This window comes from Actinoplanes sp. NPDC026623, assembly GCF_040638275.1.
Classification (GTDB): Bacteria; Actinomycetota; Actinomycetes; order Mycobacteriales; family Micromonosporaceae; genus Actinoplanes.
Map to the genome: position 1 here is coordinate 1 of NZ_JBEZXZ010000096.1, position 16,649 is coordinate 16,649.

Sequence of the window (16,649 nt, forward strand, 5' to 3'; positions counted from 1 at the left end):
TGGGGGGCGGCGGGCTTTGCGGTGTCGGCCGGGAGTTGGTGGGGCCCCCGCCCCCCCTCCCGGGGGGCGGGGGGGCCCCCGACCAGCGCGTCCAGGCCCTGGGCGGTGAGTTCCAGGAAGCAGCCCCGGCCGTCGGCCGGGTCGGGCGTGCGCCGCAGCAGGCCGCGCGCCTCCATCCGGGTGGCGTGCCGGGACAGCCGGCTGCGTGACCAGCCCATCTTGTCGGCCTGATCGCCCAGCGTGCTGGTGTTGCCGGGCCGCTCGGACAGGGTGCTGAGCACCTCGTAGTCGGGCTCGGAGAGCCCGACCGTGGCGAGGTCGCGCGCCGTGCCGGTCTGCACGGCGACCACTATCCGCAGGAACGCACGCCACGCCCGCTCCTCGTCCGGGTTCAGCCAGCGTACAGGCCCGGCCGGCGATTTCGTTGACATGTAAACAACCTAGCACCTACACTTCGTTTCCATGTCAACGAAACCGGTTCGCGTCCTGACGCTGCTGTGCAGCACCCGCCCCGGCGCCCTCGGCCGCGAGGTCGGCCGGTGGCTGCACGAGGCGATCGCCCCTCGCGCGGCGCAACTCGGCGTCGAGCTCGTACCGGTGGCCCTCGGCGACCTGAACCTGCCGTTTCTCGACGAGGAGGAGCATCCGTCGTCGGGCGTCTACCGGCACGAGCACACCCGGGAGTGGAGCGCGATCGTCGACGCGGCGGACGGGTTCATCGCCGTGACGCCGGAGTACAACTACGGGATGCCGGCGACGCTGAAGAACGCGCTGGACTACCTCGGCCGCGAATGGGCGTGGAAGCCGATCGGCTTCGTCAGCTACGGCAACACGTCGGCGGGCACCCGTTCGGTGCAGCACGCCAAGCAGGTGGTGACGACGCTGCGCCTGGTACCGCTGGGCGCCACCGTCGCGATCCGCATCGGCGACGCGACGGAGAACGGGCGGCTGCTGTCCGACGCCGCCCGCGACAGGGCCGGCGCCGGCCTGCTCGACGAACTGGTCCGGGTCGCGCAGGCCCTGCGACCGCTGCGCGAACGCGCGCGGGCGGACTCCCGGCCCGGCCCGCTGCCGGGGTCCTACGCGAGGCGACTGACCCCCGGCGACGAGCCCCAGGTCACGGTGCTGCAGCGGTGCTGCTGGACGGAGGAGGCCATCGTCAACGACACCCTGGCCATTCCGGCCCTGCACGAGCCGGCGGAGGAGGTGCGCGACTGGCTGGCGACCTGGCACACCACGGGCGTCTGGCTGGACGGCCGGCTGCTGGGCATGGTGCGGGCCCGCCGCGACGGCACCGACTGGCTGGTGGGCCGGCTCGCCGTCGTGCCCGACCTGCGCGGCCGGGGGCTCGGACGGTGGCTGCTGCGTGCCGCCGAGGCCGCCGCCGACTCCGATTGCCGCCGCGTCCTGCTGTTCACCGGCGCCAAGAGCCTGCGAAACATCGACTTCTACCAGAGCGAGGGTTACCGGTCGACGCCGCTCGCCGGCCCCGCCGGCACCACCCGCCTCACCAAGGACCTGTCCCCCATGGACACCTCCCCCATGGACACCGAAGCCGGGTCGCCGCGGTGATCGAGCGCGCCGCGGCCCGGATCCGTTCGGGCGGTCCGCGGTTCGGGCGCGACGACCGGCGGCGCGTCGGCCTGACGGCGGCGTCACCGCGGGAGTTCGGCCGCGCGGCATCGAGCGGGAGCGGACGGGGGATCAGGCGTCGTGCTCCTGGAGCCGTCGCGCCGCCTCGAGCAGGATCTCGCGCGGGATCTCGACGAGTTGCTCGCCCTCGGGGACGGCGACTCCGGTGACGACCGCGCCCTGGACGAGCACGGTGTCACGGTCGGTGTGGTAGACGGTCGGGCAGGTGCCGGCGCCACACAGGCTGACCACCACGCGCGGGCCGGGTTCCGGGGTGGCCGGCGGACCGTCAGCGGCTGTGAAGTCGGCGAATTCGTGGTTCGTCATGAGTCCACGGTAGAAAACCCGGCCAGGCCCGACAAGCGCAAGAGATTTCAGCTCGCGAAAGACTCCGGCAGCAGCTTTCGCGCGTACTGCTCCTGATAGCGGTCGAGGAGGCCGCGGATGTCCTTGGTGCCCACCCGCTCCAGGGCGGCGAAAGCCTCCCGGTAGGCACGGACCAGCTGCCGCCCGTTGGACTTGAGGCTGGCCGTGAAGAGATCGACGCTGACCCACTTCTCGTCGGCCACGACGAACCCGTGGTAGGGCGGAATCGGCAGCGACGTGCCGTCCGTGATGATCCGCAGGTCGATGTTGGGGTATTTCGCCAGCTCGCGCATCCGCTCGATCTGGGCGATCATCTCCGCCGCCGAACACACCTGGTCGCGCAGCACCTGCTCGGTGATCAGGAAATGGAACTGATGGTCGGGCAGATGCAGGACCTGATTGCGCTGCATCCGCGCGCTGACCGCCTCGGAGACCTCGACCGCCGAATCGACGAGCCCGGCGGCCGCCACCTCATCCATCGAGTCGGACATCACCGCGCGCGCGTATTCGCTGGTCTGCATGAGGCCGGGAATGACCGCGGGCTGAAAGACACGCAGCTCCTTCGCCGCGGCCTCCATGCGCCCGATCTCGCGCTGCAGCGCCAGGAGCTCGTGGCCGGCGGCGATCCACTCGATGAGCCGGTTGTCCGCCGCGTGCTCGGCCAGCTCGACGACGTGCTCGACCTCGCCGGACGGCATCTCCAGCGCTTCCGCGAGCAGGCGGACATCGGCCGGTTCGGCCGCCACCGCCCCGGTCTCGAGGCGGGAGATCTTCGACTGCGTCATGCCCACCCGGTCGGCGAGGGCCTGCCCTGTCAGGTTTCGTCGCTTGCGCCATTTCGCCAGAGTCCGGCCCACCGGCGCCGGCGGTTGGGCATCCGGGGAGGACGGGTCCGGCATCGCAACTCGCCCCCTCCCGGTTGTCCGTAACCCAGTCTATGCACTCGCCTGCATCAATGCGGTCAAAAGATCCGCGGGGATCTCCACCAGTTGCTCGCCATGGGGGATGTCCAGGCCGGCGGTCTGCGGTGCCACCGTGTATCCCTGGACGACCAGCGTGCCCCGGTCGGTCTGATACACGGTCGGGCAGCTTCCGTTGCCGCACAGGCTCGCCAGGAGAGTCAGCGTCGGCGCCGAATTGCCCGAGACGCCCTTATTGTCAGAGTTCACGCGCGAAGATTACACCAGATCAGTGACGAATCAAGTAGATCTTCGAATATTCGGCATCCACCTGGCCGGCCTGCATACGCCGCGCACACCGGCATCTCTGGCAACTTTACTCACTCTCCGACCCTCGACAAGGGGTACATCGATACACGGAAGGTCACGGCAGTTGCGCGGGAAATTCACTCATTAGCATGGATATTGCGATCTTGTGCATACGAATGCATAATCCTAAGCGAGGGCACAAAGACGAAACATAGACAGCCACCGTGATCAACTGACTATGCCGTGCAGGCCCTCGCGAAACGCCAGGATCGGAGGTCGCCATGTCCTTCCCCGGCCCAGCCTCGGGCGCCTTCGGCGGCGCCACGGATGCACCAGCCGATCGTCTGCCCGATCGGCGCCGGCAGTTGCCCGGCCGTCGTCCCGCGCTCCCCTGACTCCATCGGGACTGCGATCCACGCTGTCGCGGCCGCAGCCATCGTCGCCTTCGCCGCCGTACTCGCCGCCACGATGCCGGTCATCGTGGCCGCCACCTCGGCGGGTCCGCCCAGGAGCGGAGCGGACCGTCCGACCTCGACACCACAGGAGGCAATCCCATGACCGACTATCTGGTGATCATCGCCGTGGGCGCGCTGCTGGTGCTCGTCCTGACCGAGCTCGTGGCGGCCGCGCTGCCGGTGGTCATCGTCATCGCGACGGTTCCGCCCCAGGAGCGCGAGGAGCTGGCGAGGCTGCTGGCCGCCTGCGACAGCTCGCGCAAGCTGCGGCTCTGGCCGGCCCTTCGCGCCGCCGTCCGGGCCCGGCGGGAGGAGGCCCGCCGCGCGGAGGCGATGCGGGCCGGCCGGCGCCCGTAGGCAAGGTACACCCGGACGGGTGAGGTTCGGTGAGGCCACTCGCGACGGTGGGGCAGGATGGTCCGGTGAGTCCCGTCAGCCGCCGTCGGAAGAACGAGAAGTCCCGCCGCTCCGATCAGCGAATACTGCGCACGGTGCCGGCCGTCCCGCAGGAGTGCGACTGTCCCGAGTGCTCGGATCCGGATTTCGATCCTCAGGCGGTCATCGATGACCTGGCGGCCGGCATCGCCGGCATCCTCGCGGTCGATGATCCGCTGGAGGCGGAGCTGTACGGGGCGAATTTCGTCGCCGCGGGAGAATCCGCCGGCGAGGGCTTCGCCGAGGCGCTGTCCGAGGCGATCGTCCCGGCGCTGGCGCAGATGTCCACCCCCGCGTCCCTCGGCGTGCTGCTCGCGATCGACGCGATGGATGGCGGCGGCGCCGCCGCGGTAGCCGGGCGGCGGCTGCTGGCGCGCGGGCTGCCCGCGCCCGCGTGGATGGACGCGCTGTCCGAGCCGGTCAAGGGCGGGGTCTGCCGCCGATACCGGGACCGGAGCGGCGAAGCGTCGATGTTGTTGTGCTCCTTCGAACGGTCCGGGCGCTCGCACGGCTTCCTCATCGATGTCGATCACACCGACTGTGACGCGGCGGTGGACATCATGCTGTTCCCGGGCGAGGCGCTGGACGAGGTCGGCGGGATGGTCCAGACGGACGCCCGCCGCGCCGGCGTGCGGATCGACGCCGAGGACCTGGACCCCGCCGAGCTCCGCTGGCAGGTCGAACGGGCCCTCGATGCCCGCGCGGTGCACGACCGGGAGTCCGGCGGCCCGGAACCGGACGACGGCTTCGACGAGGCGGGGCCCGGCTACCACCCGCTGGCCGTGCTGCTGCGTACCCGGATGGGCGTTCTTCCCGAGCCGCCGCGCCCACCGGCCGAGCACGGCGCCGCCGCCCGGCCGGGTCCGATGTTCGCCGGCCGGGCGCGGCAGGTTCAGGCCGCCGCCGCCACACTGCCGGCGAAGCGTAAGAAGTCCGACGGACCGGCGCCGATCTATCAGATCAAGGTCGGCCTGCGCGGCGCGAAGCCCCCGATCTGGCGGCGCCTGGAGGTGCCCGGCGACACCAGCCTGTCCGAGCTGCACGACATCATCCAGGTGGCCTTCGGCTGGGACGGCAGCCACCTGCACGTCTTCGAAACCCCGTACGGCATGTTCGGCGTCGCCGACCGGGAGCTGGGCCACCGCGCCGAGAAGCCGGTGACGCTGGAGCAGGTCGCGCCGGACGTCCGGGGCCGGGTGCGGTACGTCTACGACTTCGGCGACAACTGGGAACACGAGATCGTGGTGGAAAAGCTTCTCGACCGCCGTGCCGCGGTGGCATACCCCCGCTGCACGGCGGGCCGGCGTGCCGCCCCGCCGGACGACTGCGGCGGCATCCGGGCCTACGCCCAGCTCGTCGACGTCCTCGCCGACCCCGCCCACCCGGAGCACGGGGAACACCTGGAATGGCTCGGCCTGGCCTCGGCCGGCGAGTTCGAGCCGGCCCTATTCGACGCCGCCGAGGTGTCGCGGGCGCTGACCGTTCGGGGGTGACGGTGCGCTGATCGGCCGTCGGCCGCTCCCCTGCGGGCAGGGTGCGCCCGGCGCATCCCGCGACTAGCCTGATGATCATCATGCAGCGAACGGATCTCGTCGTCCCCTCTGAGCTGGTAGCGGGCCTCCAGATCCCCGCGCTGGCGATCACCGACGGTGCCGCCGATCCCGACTGGGTCGAGGTGTCGCTGAGCACCTGGCGATTCAGGCGGCGGCCCTCGTTGCGGCTCCCCCTTGATCCGCGCAGCGCCGGGAAGGCCCGCCGGGACCGCCGGCTCGCGCCCTGGTCTCCCCTGCCGGTCCTCATCGCGCTTGCCGCCTGGTCGGCCGCGACCTTCGGGGACCTGTCGCGGCCCGGCAACCTGGTGGCGATCACGGTCGCCGGGGGTGTCCCCGTCGCCTGGTCCCTGCTGCGGCCCCGAGGGCTGCCCCGGCAGGTGCCGTATCGCACCCGGCTCGGTGACCTGCGCATACCGCAGGTTCCGGTGGAGGTCGCCCGGGAATGGGCGGCCCGGAACCCGGGTGTGACCGCCACCGACGAGCCCGCGCCGCGCCAGCACACCCGGCGGTTCTACGCCGCCTGGTCCGTGGGTCTTCTCCTGGCGGCGGCCGGCCTCCTCGTGGTGCTGGCCAACGACGGGCGAGAAGACTTCATCCTGCTGTGGATGCTGGCGCCCGTTCTGCTCCTCACCGCCGTATCCATGGCCCTGAAGACCCAGTCGCCGGCGAGGCCCGGCACCGGGCCGACCTGGCCCTCCTGAGTCATGGCGAAGGGCGGCACACGCCGCCCTCCCGCCCGGGCGCCACCGAACCGTCATGTCGTCGCGTCCGGCCCGCGGCGGCTGACATTCTGATGTGGTGCGCAGACTTACCGAGGACGAGTACAAGGCCACCACGGTGCCGGAAAAGGAACGCGCCGGCCTCGACCAGGAGCCGCCGTTCGACTGCTGGGACCTCCGGCCGCCCGGTCCCCGGGCACCATCTGCTGGACCGAACCGGATCCACGGCCGGTGACCATGGTCGACACCGCAGCCCTCCGCGCCGCCTACGACGCGCGGATGCGCGTGTCACCCGGCGCCGCCCCGGCCGGCGTGACCTACGAGTACGACGGCCCGATCCTGCGGATCGTCGGCTCGCACCTGGGACGAATCCGGGCGCCGCGCGACGTCGGCGTCACCGGCGCCGAGCTCGACCGCCTGATCGCCCGCCAGCGGGACTACTTCCGGGCCCGCGGCGAGGGCGTCGAATGGAAGCTCCGGGCCCACGACCTGCCCGCGGATCTTCCCGAGCGCCTGGTCGCGGCCGGTTTCGTGCCGGAGGAACCGTCGACGGTGCTGCTCGGCCTCGCCGAGGAGGTGGCAGCCGAACCGGTCCTGCCCGCCGGCGTCGTGCTGCGGCAGGTCAGCGCGGCCGCGGACCTGCGCCGCATCGCCGGCCAGCAGACCGAGGTGTGGGGGGTCGACTGCGCCTGGGTCGCGGCCGACCTCGGCGCCCGGGTGTCGGCCGATCCCGATCGGATCACCATCCTGGTCGCCGAGGCCGGCGAGCGGCTCGCCTGTACCGCCTGGGCGGTGTACTACCCGGGCACCGACTTCGTCGCGCTGCTCGGCGGCACGACGCTGCCGCAGTGGCGGGGGCGCGGGCTCTATCGGGCCATGATCGCCGCCCGGGCCCGGGAGGCCGTGGCCCGGGGCCTGCGGCTGCTGCACGTCGACGCGTCCCCGGCCAGCGCGCCGATCCTGCGCCGGTGCGGCTTCCACGAGATCACCACCTCGACGCACTACCGGTGGATCCCGCCGGATCAGCCCGGCGATTGCCGGTGACCGTGGTGCGGGGCAGTCGTCCCGCGCGGGAGTGGCCGGCCAGGGTCTCGCCGTCCACGACCACGTCGAAGTCGAGGTTGAGGCGCATCGGACGGGTCACCGACTGCCGCCAGGTCACCCGGGGGCCGTCGCAGGCGATCCCGGCCAGCGGCACCGTCTCCGCGGTCGTTCCCGCGGTGCCGGTGAGCACGCCGCCGGTGTCGCCGAAGACGTAGACGGCGGCGAGCGTGCCGATCGGGGTCCTCAGGCTGAGGTCCCAGGTTCCGACGATGGGGTGCATGGACCGGCGTCCCTTCAGGTCGTGACGGGCGTGCGGCCGGTGGCGCGCCACACGATGCCGCGCCGCTCGTACTCGAACAGGGTTTCCACGGCGTGCGCGACCCGCGGGCCGAACTCGCGTTCCAGCAGGTGCAGCCCGAGGTCCAGGCCGGACGTGACGCCGCCCGCGCTGACCAGGTCGCCGTCGTCGACGACCCGGGCCGGCACCGCCCGTACGCCGGTCGCGTCGAGCACGTCCATGCCGAGTACGTGCGTCACCGCGTGGCGGCCCTCGATCAGGCCGGCCATCGCCAGGGCGAGCGATCCGCCGCACACGGTCGCGACGGTCACCTCGGGATTGCGCAGCGCCGCGCGCAGCAGCGGAACCGCCGCCGACCCGGCGAACCGGGCCAGCAGCACGGGTATCGTCACCGCGCCCTGGTCGGGGTCGCCGGTGGTGGGCCCGCCGGCACCCGGCACCACGACGTAACCCGGCCGGTCCGGGTCCAGCCTCGCGGTGGCCCGCAGGGTCAGGCCGCGGGTGCCGCTGACCACCTCGCGCGGGCCGTCCGCGGCGAGGCGAGCCCACGGTCGACGCCGGCCCGCTGCGCCTGTCCGTCGACCACGGCCTCGACGCGCTCGCGGACGCCGACACCGTCATCGTGCCCGGCCGTTACGACCCGGCCGCGCCCGTGCCCGCCGCGGCGCTGGACGCGCTCCGGGCCGCCGCGGCCGCCGGCACCCGCATCGCCTCGATCTGCGTCGGCGCCTTCACCCTCGCGGCCGGGCTGCTCGACCGCCGGCGGGCCACCACGCACTGGGCCGCCGCCGAGCGGCTGAAGGCGGCGTTCCCGGCCGTCGACCTGGATCCCGACGTGCTGTACGTCGACACCGGACAGATCATCACCTCCGCCGGGGCGACCGCCGGCGTCGACATGTGCCTGCACCTCGTGCGCCGCGACCACGGCGCCGCGATCGCCGCCGACGCGGCGCGGCAGGCCGTGGCCCCGCTGCACCGCGACGGCGGGCAGGCGCAGTTCATCGTGCGCCCCGCAACGCGTACCGCCGAGACCGGACTCGGCGCCGTCCTCGAATGGCTGGAGATCCACGCCCGCGAGGACCTGACCCTGGCCGACGTGGCCGCCCGGGCGGGGCTCAGCGAGCGCACGCTCAACCGCCGCTTCCACGAGGAGACCGGCCGCACCCCGATGCAGTGGGTCACCGCCGTACGCATCCGCCAGGCGCAGGAGCTCCTCGAAAGCACCGACCACGGCGTCGACCGGATCGCCCACCTCGTCGGCTTCGCCTCGCCGGCGCACTTCCGCGCCCAGTTCAAGCGGCTCAGCGGGGTGGCGCCGCAGGCATACCGCACCACCTTCCACGCTCGCCCCCGACCACGGTGAGCGCCTCGGACCGGCCACCCCTGCCGCCGCCGGCCGGATCGAGGGACTACCCTCCGGCCGCCGGTTCGCCCGCGACGGATACGCCGAGCCGGCGCAGCGCGGCGATGCGCTGGCGAACCAGCGCCATCGACTCGGCCTGCAGCCGGGACCAGCCGTCCTGGCCGGTGATCTGGCCGGCGTGCCGCCGGTACAGCCAGGTGACCTCCGGCGGCATGAAGCCCGCCGTCGTCTCGGCCAGCGCCACCACCAGCGCCAGGTCGCCGCCGCGGGCCGTGGCCACCCAGCCTCCGAACGCGCGGACGGTGTCGGTGCGCGCGGTGAGCCCGGCGCACGGCGCCGCGGGCTTCCCCGTGTCGAGGACCAGCTGGGTCATCACACCCGGCTCGATCAGCCCGGGTTCCAGCGGCGCGGGGAACGACCGGCGGGACGAGTCCGGCAGCAGGTCGTAGGCCTGCCCGGTGACCCAGTGGATGCGCGGATGGGCGGCGAACGCCTCGATGGCCGTGCGCAGCGCGTTCGGCAGCAGCAGGTCGTCGGAGTCGAGCACGTGCACCAGCGAGCCGTCCGCCCGGGACAGGGCGACGTTCCGGGCGATGTTGACGCCCAGCGACTCGCCGTTGGCCTGGTAGCGGGAGAACGGGAACCGCTTCGCCACCACGGCCGGCGTCGACTCCGGACCGTCCTCCTGGATGAGCCATTCCAGCTCCCACCCGGCCGGCAGGTCCTGCGCGGCGAGGCTCTCGCCCGCCTCGGTGAGGAACTCCGCCCGTTCCGCATGAACGGGGGTGAGGACGGAGATCAACGGCATGGTGCACCCTTCCCGCGCGGTCAGCCTCGATGGTCATCTGCGCACGGCTGACGGTACCCCAGCCTCGGCAGCAGCTGATCCCATTGCGGGGCGGTCAGGACGCCGCGGGTCGTCGAGCAGACCCGCCGCTCGGCCTCGTCCCGGTCCGTCTCCCAGAGCCGTACGTTGGTGTCGGCGCCACCGGCGGCCAGCGACCGGCCGTCGGGGCTGAAGGCCAGCGTGAGCAGGACGCCGCTGTGGCCGGTCAGGGGCTGGCCGCCGAGCGCGGCCGCCGGCTCCGCGGGGTCGGCGACGTTCCACAGGCGGATCGTCTTGTCGTAGCCGGCGCTGGCCAGGGTCCGGCCGTCCGCGCTGAAGGCGAGCGTGCTGACGGCGTCGGTGTGCCCGGTGAGCGGTGCGCCCAGCGGCGCCGGCCGGCCGGGACGGCGCACGTCCCAGAGGCGGACGGTCTTGTCGCCGCCGGCGGTGGCGAGGGTCCGCCCGTCCGGGCTAAACTCCGCGGACCACACCGGCCCGCTGTGCCCCGCGAGTGGCGGCCCGAGGGCGGCCGGCGCGGCCGGGTCGGTGACGTCCCAGAGCCGGATGGTGCCGTCGAAACTCGCGGTGGCGAGGGTACGCCGGTCCGAGCCGAACCTGACCGCCGTGAGGTATCCGGCGTGCCCGGTGGCGATCACCGCCCGGGTCCGGGGGTGCGCGGGGTCGCGGACGTCCCAGAGCTGGACGGTCTCCTCGTTCTGGGTGGCCAGGATGGTCCCGTCGGTGCTGAACGCGGCCTGGCCGCCCGCGTTCACCGTCAGGGGCGTCCCGACGCGCCGGGGCCGGCCCGGATCACGCACGTCCCACAGGCTCGCCGTCTGGTCCGCGCTGCCCATGGCGAGCAGGCGGCCGTCCGGGCTGAAGACGACGCTGGAGACGCTCCCGCCGGCCCGAAGCGGTGGCCCGGCCGCGACCGGGTGGCCGGGGTCGCGAACGTCCCAGAGGCGGACCGTGTCGTCCGCGCCCGCCGAGGCGAGCAGGTGCCCGTCCGGGCGGAAGGCCGTGGACAGCACGCGCGCGCTGTGACCGATCAGGGTCCGGGCCGGCGCGGACCAGAGCCGGACGGTGCCGTCGTCGCTGCCCGTCGCCACGCTGAAGCCGTCGGGGCTGAACGCCACGGCGTAGACGATCCCGGATCGAGCGGCGAGCGGCTGGCCCAGCGGCTGCGGCCGGCTCGGGTCGCCCACCGTCCACAGGCGGGCGGTGCCGTCGCCGCTTCCGGACGCCAGGACCCGGCCGTCGGGGCTGAACGCCACCGACCACACCGACCCGTCGTGCCCGCTGAGGCTCTGCCGCAGGGGAATGGGCCGGTCCAGGTCGGCGACGTTCCACAGGCGGATCGTCCGGTCCTCGCTGCCGCTGGCCAGCGTGCGCCCGTCGGGGCTGAACGCCACCGAATGGATCGTGTCCGCGTGCCCCACCAGCGGGGAACCGGCCGGCCCGGACCGTGCGGGGTCGCCGACGTTCCACAGCCGGACGGTCTTGTCGTCGCTTCCGCTGGCGAGGGTGCGGCCGTCGGGGCTGAACGCCACCGCGCGTACCGGTCCGGTGTGCCCGGTGAGGGCCGGCAGCGGGACCGGCCGGCCGGGGTCGCGCAGGTCCCATCTGCCGACCGTGCGGTCCTGATTGGCGGTGGCGAGGGTGCGGCCGTCGGGGCTGAATGCCACCAGGTAGATGGTGCCGCCCCCGGCGGGAAGCGGCGCGCCGAGCGGCCTCGGGCGCGCGGGATCGTGCACGTCCCAGAGCCGGACCGTCCCGTCGTCGCCGGCGCTGGCCAGGGTCCGGCCGTCCGGGCTGAACACCGCGGAGGTCACCCAGCTGGTGTGGCCGCGAAGGGGCTCGCCGAGGGGCACCGGGCGGCTTCGGTCGTGGACGTCCCACAGCCGTACGGTGCGGTCGAAGCCGGTGGTGGCCAGCGTGCGGCCGTCGGGGCTGAAGGAGGTCAGGTACACCGCGCCGAGGTGCCCGGACAGCGGCAGCGCGAGCGGCACGTCCTGCGTCGACAACAGCCTCGCCTGCGCCCGGCCGTCGCCGGGCCGCATCCGGTCGGCGGCCAGCGCCAGCTGCGCCGACAGCGACGGGTCGGGCTGCTGCATGCGATCGGTCTGCGCGAGCAGCTGTTCGAACAGCGCGTCGTCGCGCTGCCGGAGCGCCACGGTGGCGCCGCCCACCGCGAGCAGGGCGAAGGCCGAGATGGCGGCGATCGCGGACCTCCTGATCCAGGTTGTTCTGCGCCGCTGGCGCCCGGACCGGGTGATGAACTCGCGGGCGACCGCGGTCAGGCCGGCGAGCCCGTCGCTTCGGACCCAGTGCCGGGCCGCCTCCAGGCGCATGCCGCGGTACAGCAACGAGGGGTCCCGGCCCTCGTCGTCCCAGATCGAGGCGTCCTCCTCCAGCCGCTGCCGGAGCAGGTTGCCCGCGCGGTCCTGCTCGATCCAGTCCCGCAGCCGGGGCCAGGCGTACAGCAGGGCCTCGTGCGTCAGCTCCACGGTGCCCGCGTCCAGCATCACCAGGCGGGCCTTGGCGAGGACCTCCAGCGCGGCCGCCGCCGCCGCGCTGTCCTCGGCCTGCTCGACGAGTTCGTCCCGGGTCGCCCGCCGGCGGGTGTCGCGGGTGTCCTTGCCCACCCGTACCAGCCGGAGGAGCATGCGGCGCGCGGCCGCCCGGCCGGTCGGTGACAGGCCGGCCCAGGACTGCTCGCCCGTCGTGGCGACGGCGCCCTGGATGCCGCCGGCACTCCGGTAGCCGGCGACCGTCAGCTTGGCGCCTCGCCGCAGCTGCCAGGTCGCGAGCAGCGAGTGCGACAGCAGCGGCAGGGCGCCGGCGTCGTAGCCGACCTCGGCCTCGTTCGGCTCGCCGCTGATCGCGAGATCCCGCAGGATCAGCTCGGGGAGGCCGGGTTCCATCTGCAGGCCGGCCGCCGTCGCCGGCCCGAGCACGGCCTCGCGGAGCTCGGCCGGGGTCATCGGGCCCAGGACCATCTGCCGATGCTGAAGCGCCGACGCCAGTACGGGATGGTCGAGGCAGCGTGCGTAGAAGTCGGCGCGAACCCCGAGGACCACCACCGCGGGTGCGGCAGCGCCGCCGGACGCCACGCCCAGGGCCTGGATGAACAGCCGGCGACGTCTCTCGTCCTCGCAGGTGGTGAAGGCCTCCTCGAACTGGTCGACCACCAGAACCGTCCGGGCACCCGCGCCCCCGGCCCGGCGCCCGTGGGCGGCGATCGCGTCCGAGATCCCGCCCGCCGACGGGCTCCCACCGGCCTCGAGCGTGGCCGCGACCTCCGGCAGGTGCCGGCCCAGCTCGGCGAGCGGATCGGTGCCGGGAGTCATCACGACGACGGGCCACCGGCTCGACGCCTCCACCGGCAGCCGGCCACCCATGATGGAGGCACCCAGGCCGGCCTGCAGCAGCGAGGACTTCCCCGCGCCCGACGGGCCGACCAGCATGACGATGCCACCGGTACGGGCGGCGTCGGTGATCCGTTCCAGCAGTGCCATGGTGCTGCGCCGGCGTCCGAAGAACCAGGCGGCGTCCTCCTCGCGGAAGGCGGCGAGCCCGCGGTACGGGCAGACGCCCGGGTCGGCGTCGTCCTCCCCGGCCGGTTCCTGGGCGGCGGCCGGGCTCGCGAGCGCGTCCTCCCACCTCGACTGCCAGTCCCCCATGTCGTAGAGGTTCTCGACCACGGGCTGCGGCTGCCTCTTGCGCGCCTCGCCGATGAGAATCCGGAGCACGGCGGACAGCTGCGCGAAACGGGCCGGGACATTGATGCCGCGCCGCCAGTCGCTGACCCGCTGAACCGACACCCGTATCGGCCGGCCCTGCTCATCCGGGAATCGCGCTCGGGTGACGGATGCGGCCACCCGTGCCAATGTCGGATTTCCGGCCTGCGCATATAACAGCGAAAAGCGCTCGGCGAATGCCGCACGGGGCTCAGTGCCCGGTTGTGTCTCCCCCATGTCCCCGCCCCCGCCACCCGGAATCCGTCCGGTGTGGATCCGGACCGGAAAACCGAGGACCATCGATCGAGCAGCCATGATACAGGCGGGCGGGCGCCGGACATGGCGGCGGCCGCGCGCCTTCGGCAGTCTTCGTGATCGTTCGAAGGCACGGCAACCGAGACCGGATGGCCGCGAATCAGAACGGGGGCGGTCCACCCAGGACGACGCCGGGTCGCCAGGCACAATGGCCGGAGACGAGAGCTTCTGTGATCGTCTGCGGCACTATTCCATGTCCAATTCACATCCAGGAATCGGCGAGCCGGTTCCTCATTACGCAGGTGGCATTCCTCCGACATGGAGGGAAGCCGCCTGCCCGCGCCGCCCGAGACGAAACACGCCCGTCTCGGGCGCGCCGCGGTTCCCGCCCGGCCGGCCGGTCTCGGGTCGGCGAACCCTCGATGCATACCGCAGCATGCAACCGTCGGCGCACACGTGTATCCTCGGAACCGGGACCGGCGTCTTCCCCCGTGGACGCCGGTCCTTACTATGTGCGCCCTCAGTCGTTGCGATCGAGGTCGATGCGGACAGTCAACGGGCTGGACGCCATCAGCCGGCCCAGCGCCGCGTCCCACCGGTGCGGCAGGGTCCGCGAACGGGCAACCGGGTCATCGTCGGGCAGCACCACCGCGGTCCCGGTGCGCCACCTGCGTCCGATCTTCAACCGCACCGCCGGATGAAGCTGAAGGTTGCGAACGTAGTCCGACTGGGTTCCGTGCGCGGCGACCAACCAGAAGGTGTCGCCTACGCAACCGTTGCCGACGGGCGTGTGCCGCGGGAGCCCGGTGCGCCGGCCCGTCGTCTCGAGCAGGGCGAACGCCCGGGGAGCCAGGCCCTTGCGCAGGGCGAAGCGGGTCAGGCGGTTGTTGATCCGCTCGGTCGCGGTGACAACTCGGTACTTCCGGGAGCGCATCTGCCATGGTTCCTGCACCGCCCGAGTATGTCGTGGTGTCCACACCCGACGCCCGCACCAGTGCAAAGTAGTCCGTACGGGATGAGGCCGGGCCGCCCCGCAAGCGATCCACTGGACGAACCAGAAAGTCAATCCTGACGCCGACGAGGTCGGCGCCGTCTCGGAAGGGAATTGGCGTGTTCGACGACAACGGTTCGTTCCTGCTGGCGCTGTTCGAGTTCTTCATCTTCGTCGCCTGGTTCATGTGCCTGTTCTGGGTTTTCGGAGACCTGTTCCGGAGCACCGAGCTCGGCGCCGGGGCCAAGACGCTCTGGGTCCTGTTCCTGATCTTCCTGCCGGTCCTCGGCCTGCTGGTGTACGTCATCGCCCGGGGCGGCGGCATGACCGAACGCGCGCTCGCCGCGCAGGCCGATGCGGTGCGCCGGCAGGACGCCTACATCAGATCGGTCGCGGCACCGAGCGGCGGCAGCGCCGTCGACGAGATCGCGTCCGCCAAGCAGCTGCTCGACTCCGGCGCGATCAGCGCGGCCGAATTCGAGCAGCTGAAGGCGGGCGCCCTGACCAAGAGCGGCACGGCGTCGGTCTCCTAGGCAGGCCCCGTCGGGCGATGGTCCGCCACGCGCGTGGCGGACCATCGCCTTCGATCAACTCGAAGCCCGCGGGTAGTGACGCCTGAGCGTGCAACAGCCCGTCGCCTACCAGGGCGACGGCGCCGACCGGGTACCCGTCCGACGGCCCGAGCCGCTACCTTGGTCAATTACCGACACGACGACGAGGGACGGGCAGCGGTGGGTTACGGGGACAACCGCGTCGAGGACGTGCGCAAATTTCTGGGCGACGCGGAGGACCTGGTGTCCCGCGCCGCCCGGGGCCGGCCGGTACGGGGTCTTGAGCTGATCGACGGGACGGACAGCTCCGGCACCGTCTTCAGCGTCGTCGACGTGAACGGGGCGCTGCAGCGGATAGGCCTGGACCCCTCCTGGTGGGAGCGGGTCGGGCCGCACGCCGTCGGCACCGCGATTCTGCAGGCCGTGCGCTGCGCCAAGGACAAGGCGGCGGCCGCACGGATGATGCTGGAGCAGTACGGTCACGAGGTGCCCGCACCGGCCTACGATCCCGCGTCGGCCTTCACCGACATGCCGCCGGTCCCGCTGCCCGACTACGACAGCGAGCGGTTCGAGGATGCGCTGGCGCGAACGCTGCGCCGGGCCGAACAGATCATCACGAACGCCGAGCGGTACAGCCGGCTGCGTGACTCCGGCGCCGAGCGCACCGTCAGCGGGCCGCGCGGGCTGTTCCGGGTCGTGGTCAAGGGGTGGCAGATCATCGAGGCCCGGGTGGACACCTTCATCGTCGGGCCGGACAGCGGGCCGGAACTGGCGCAGGACGCGTTGGACGCCCTGCGGGCGGTGCAGTCGCCCGCGGCCGTGACCGGGGAGCGACAGTGACCGACTACAACTGGTTCTCCGACGAGAACATCCAGGTCGCCGCCGACGGCATCCGCGCGGAGGCGAAGAAGTGGTACGACTTCTCGGACCGGATGACCACTGTGTCGAACGCGGCCAGGGACCAGACGCTCAGCACCGCCGCGTTCGTCGTCACCGACATCACCGGCGTGGTCGCGGCCGCCGACCTCAGCTCGGCATACAACCAGATGCACGGGTGGCTGAACGGGCTCTTCTCGGAGGCGGTCGTCGAGTTCGACAGGTTCGGCAAGGCGTTGATGCAGGTCGCCGACTGGTACGAGGAGAGCGACGAGAACTCGGCGCAGAACTTCGACGAAATCGCCTCATCGTGACCGCGACGGACGGACGAGGGAAG

17 protein-coding genes and 2 pseudogenes are annotated in these 16,649 nt (G+C 72.7%); 10 read left to right on the forward strand and 9 right to left on the reverse strand.

Annotated features, from left to right (window positions below):
• Positions 1-431 (reverse strand): MarR family winged helix-turn-helix transcriptional regulator (locus AB0F10_RS25620; protein WP_360629927.1); only part of this gene is annotated, 431 nt, incomplete at its 3' end.
• 31 nt (positions 432-462) lie between these two features.
• Between AB0F10_RS25620 and AB0F10_RS25625 the strand changes: the two genes are divergently transcribed.
• Positions 463-1,572, forward strand: a complete 1,110-nt coding sequence (locus tag AB0F10_RS25625) for a bifunctional NAD(P)H-dependent oxidoreductase/GNAT family N-acetyltransferase (protein ID WP_360629930.1) — start codon at positions 463-465, stop codon at positions 1,570-1,572.
• Positions 1,573-1,704: 132 nt separating this feature from the next.
• Here the strand turns inward: AB0F10_RS25625 and AB0F10_RS25630 are convergent, their stop codons facing one another.
• The 3 genes from AB0F10_RS25630 to AB0F10_RS25640 are packed head-to-tail and all read right to left on the reverse strand — an operon-like array spanning position 1,705 to position 3,167.
• Positions 1,705-1,959: a hypothetical protein gene (locus AB0F10_RS25630; protein ID WP_360629933.1), complete on the reverse strand. Its 255-nt coding sequence runs from the start codon at positions 1,957-1,959 to the stop codon at positions 1,705-1,707.
• Between the two features lie 47 nt (positions 1,960-2,006).
• Positions 2,007-2,897 (reverse strand): helix-turn-helix transcriptional regulator, encoded by an 891-nt coding sequence (locus AB0F10_RS25635; RefSeq protein ID WP_360629936.1) that lies wholly within the window; start codon positions 2,895-2,897, stop codon positions 2,007-2,009.
• 36 nt (positions 2,898-2,933) lie between these two features.
• A complete protein-coding gene (locus tag AB0F10_RS25640; protein WP_360629939.1) occupies positions 2,934-3,167 on the reverse strand; it encodes a hypothetical protein in 234 nt (77 codons plus the stop codon).
• A 593-nt stretch (positions 3,168-3,760) separates the two neighbouring features.
• On the opposite strand from AB0F10_RS25640, the gene AB0F10_RS25645 reads away from it, so the two are divergent.
• The 5 genes from AB0F10_RS25645 (at position 3,761) to AB0F10_RS25665 (ending at position 7,412) form a co-directional block, all read left to right on the forward strand.
• Positions 3,761-4,018: a hypothetical protein gene (locus AB0F10_RS25645; protein WP_360629942.1), complete on the forward strand. Its 258-nt coding sequence runs from the start codon at positions 3,761-3,763 to the stop codon at positions 4,016-4,018.
• 65 nt (positions 4,019-4,083) lie between these two features.
• On the forward strand, positions 4,084-5,589 hold the full coding sequence (locus AB0F10_RS25650) for a plasmid pRiA4b ORF-3 family protein (RefSeq protein ID WP_360629945.1): 1,506 nt from the start codon (positions 4,084-4,086) through the stop codon (positions 5,587-5,589).
• A gap of 80 nt (positions 5,590-5,669) precedes the next feature.
• Positions 5,670-6,350 carry a hypothetical protein gene (locus tag AB0F10_RS25655; RefSeq protein WP_360629948.1) on the forward strand — a complete coding sequence of 227 codons (681 nt, stop codon included), beginning with the start codon at positions 5,670-5,672 and terminating at the stop codon, positions 6,348-6,350.
• 97 nt (positions 6,351-6,447) lie between these two features.
• Positions 6,448-6,603 carry a hypothetical protein gene (locus tag AB0F10_RS25660; RefSeq protein WP_360629951.1) on the forward strand — a complete coding sequence of 52 codons (156 nt, stop codon included), beginning with the start codon at positions 6,448-6,450 and terminating at the stop codon, positions 6,601-6,603.
• A gap of 2 nt (positions 6,604-6,605) precedes the next feature.
• Positions 6,606-7,412, forward strand: a complete 807-nt coding sequence (locus AB0F10_RS25665) for a GNAT family N-acetyltransferase (protein WP_360630013.1) — start codon at positions 6,606-6,608, stop codon at positions 7,410-7,412.
• On the opposite strand, the gene AB0F10_RS25670 is transcribed toward AB0F10_RS25665, so the two are convergent.
• The gene (locus AB0F10_RS25670; protein ID WP_360629954.1) at positions 7,354-7,692 is read right to left on the reverse strand and encodes a hypothetical protein; all 339 of its coding nucleotides are present in this window, start codon (positions 7,690-7,692) and stop codon (positions 7,354-7,356) included. The two genes, AB0F10_RS25665 and AB0F10_RS25670, sit on opposite strands and share 59 nt — an antisense overlap.
• A gap of 14 nt (positions 7,693-7,706) precedes the next feature.
• Positions 7,707-8,225: pseudogene (locus AB0F10_RS25675) on the reverse strand (DJ-1/PfpI family protein); the annotation flags it as partial.
• Positions 8,226-8,260: 35 nt separating this feature from the next.
• Between AB0F10_RS25675 and AB0F10_RS25680 the strand changes: the two are divergent.
• Positions 8,261-9,073: pseudogene (locus tag AB0F10_RS25680) on the forward strand (helix-turn-helix domain-containing protein); the annotation flags it as partial.
• Between the two features lie 46 nt (positions 9,074-9,119).
• Here the strand turns inward: AB0F10_RS25680 and AB0F10_RS25685 are convergent.
• From AB0F10_RS25685 to AB0F10_RS25695, 3 genes are all read right to left on the reverse strand, one after another.
• On the reverse strand, positions 9,120-9,881 hold the full coding sequence (locus tag AB0F10_RS25685; RefSeq protein ID WP_360629957.1) for a glycosyltransferase family A protein: 762 nt from the start codon (positions 9,879-9,881) through the stop codon (positions 9,120-9,122).
• A gap of 20 nt (positions 9,882-9,901) precedes the next feature.
• On the reverse strand, positions 9,902-13,780 hold the full coding sequence (locus AB0F10_RS25690) for a hypothetical protein (RefSeq protein WP_360629960.1): 3,879 nt from the start codon (positions 13,778-13,780) through the stop codon (positions 9,902-9,904).
• A 634-nt stretch (positions 13,781-14,414) separates the two neighbouring features.
• Positions 14,415-14,846 carry a nitroreductase/quinone reductase family protein gene (locus tag AB0F10_RS25695; RefSeq protein ID WP_360629963.1) on the reverse strand — a complete coding sequence of 144 codons (432 nt, stop codon included), beginning with the start codon at positions 14,844-14,846 and terminating at the stop codon, positions 14,415-14,417.
• Between the two features lie 158 nt (positions 14,847-15,004).
• Here AB0F10_RS25695 and AB0F10_RS25700 point away from each other — a divergent pair, with 158 nt between their 5' ends.
• The 3 genes from AB0F10_RS25700 (at position 15,005) to AB0F10_RS25710 (ending at position 16,626) form a co-directional block, all read left to right on the forward strand.
• The gene (locus AB0F10_RS25700; protein WP_360629966.1) at positions 15,005-15,418 is read left to right on the forward strand and encodes an SHOCT domain-containing protein; all 414 of its coding nucleotides are present in this window, start codon (positions 15,005-15,007) and stop codon (positions 15,416-15,418) included.
• A 198-nt stretch (positions 15,419-15,616) separates the two neighbouring features.
• Positions 15,617-16,276, forward strand: coding sequence for a hypothetical protein (locus tag AB0F10_RS25705; RefSeq protein WP_360629969.1), 660 nt, complete (start codon positions 15,617-15,619; stop codon positions 16,274-16,276).
• Positions 16,273-16,626, forward strand: coding sequence for a hypothetical protein (locus AB0F10_RS25710; protein WP_360629971.1), 354 nt, complete (start codon positions 16,273-16,275; stop codon positions 16,624-16,626). Before AB0F10_RS25705 ends, AB0F10_RS25710 begins: the two co-directional genes overlap by 4 nt.
• Positions 16,627-16,649: the final 23 nt, after the last annotated feature.

Bases quoted from the DNA above. Each gene is read 5' to 3' on its own strand.
- AB0F10_RS25625 (WP_360629930.1), top strand. From the start codon at position 463: ATGTCAACGAAACCGGTTCGCGTCCTGACGCTGCTGTGCAGCACCCGC.
- AB0F10_RS25630 (WP_360629933.1), bottom strand. From the start codon at position 1,959: ATGACGAACCACGAATTCGCCGACTTCACAGCCGCTGACGGTCCGCCG.
- AB0F10_RS25635 (WP_360629936.1), bottom strand. From the start codon at position 2,897: ATGCCGGACCCGTCCTCCCCGGATGCCCAACCGCCGGCGCCGGTGGGC.
- AB0F10_RS25645 (WP_360629942.1), top strand. From the start codon at position 3,761: ATGACCGACTATCTGGTGATCATCGCCGTGGGCGCGCTGCTGGTGCTC.
- AB0F10_RS25655 (WP_360629948.1), top strand. From the start codon at position 5,670: ATGCAGCGAACGGATCTCGTCGTCCCCTCTGAGCTGGTAGCGGGCCTC.
- AB0F10_RS25665 (WP_360630013.1), top strand. From the start codon at position 6,606: ATGGTCGACACCGCAGCCCTCCGCGCCGCCTACGACGCGCGGATGCGC.
- AB0F10_RS25670 (WP_360629954.1), bottom strand. From the start codon at position 7,692: ATGCACCCCATCGTCGGAACCTGGGACCTCAGCCTGAGGACCCCGATC.
- AB0F10_RS25685 (WP_360629957.1), bottom strand. From the start codon at position 9,881: ATGCCGTTGATCTCCGTCCTCACCCCCGTTCATGCGGAACGGGCGGAG.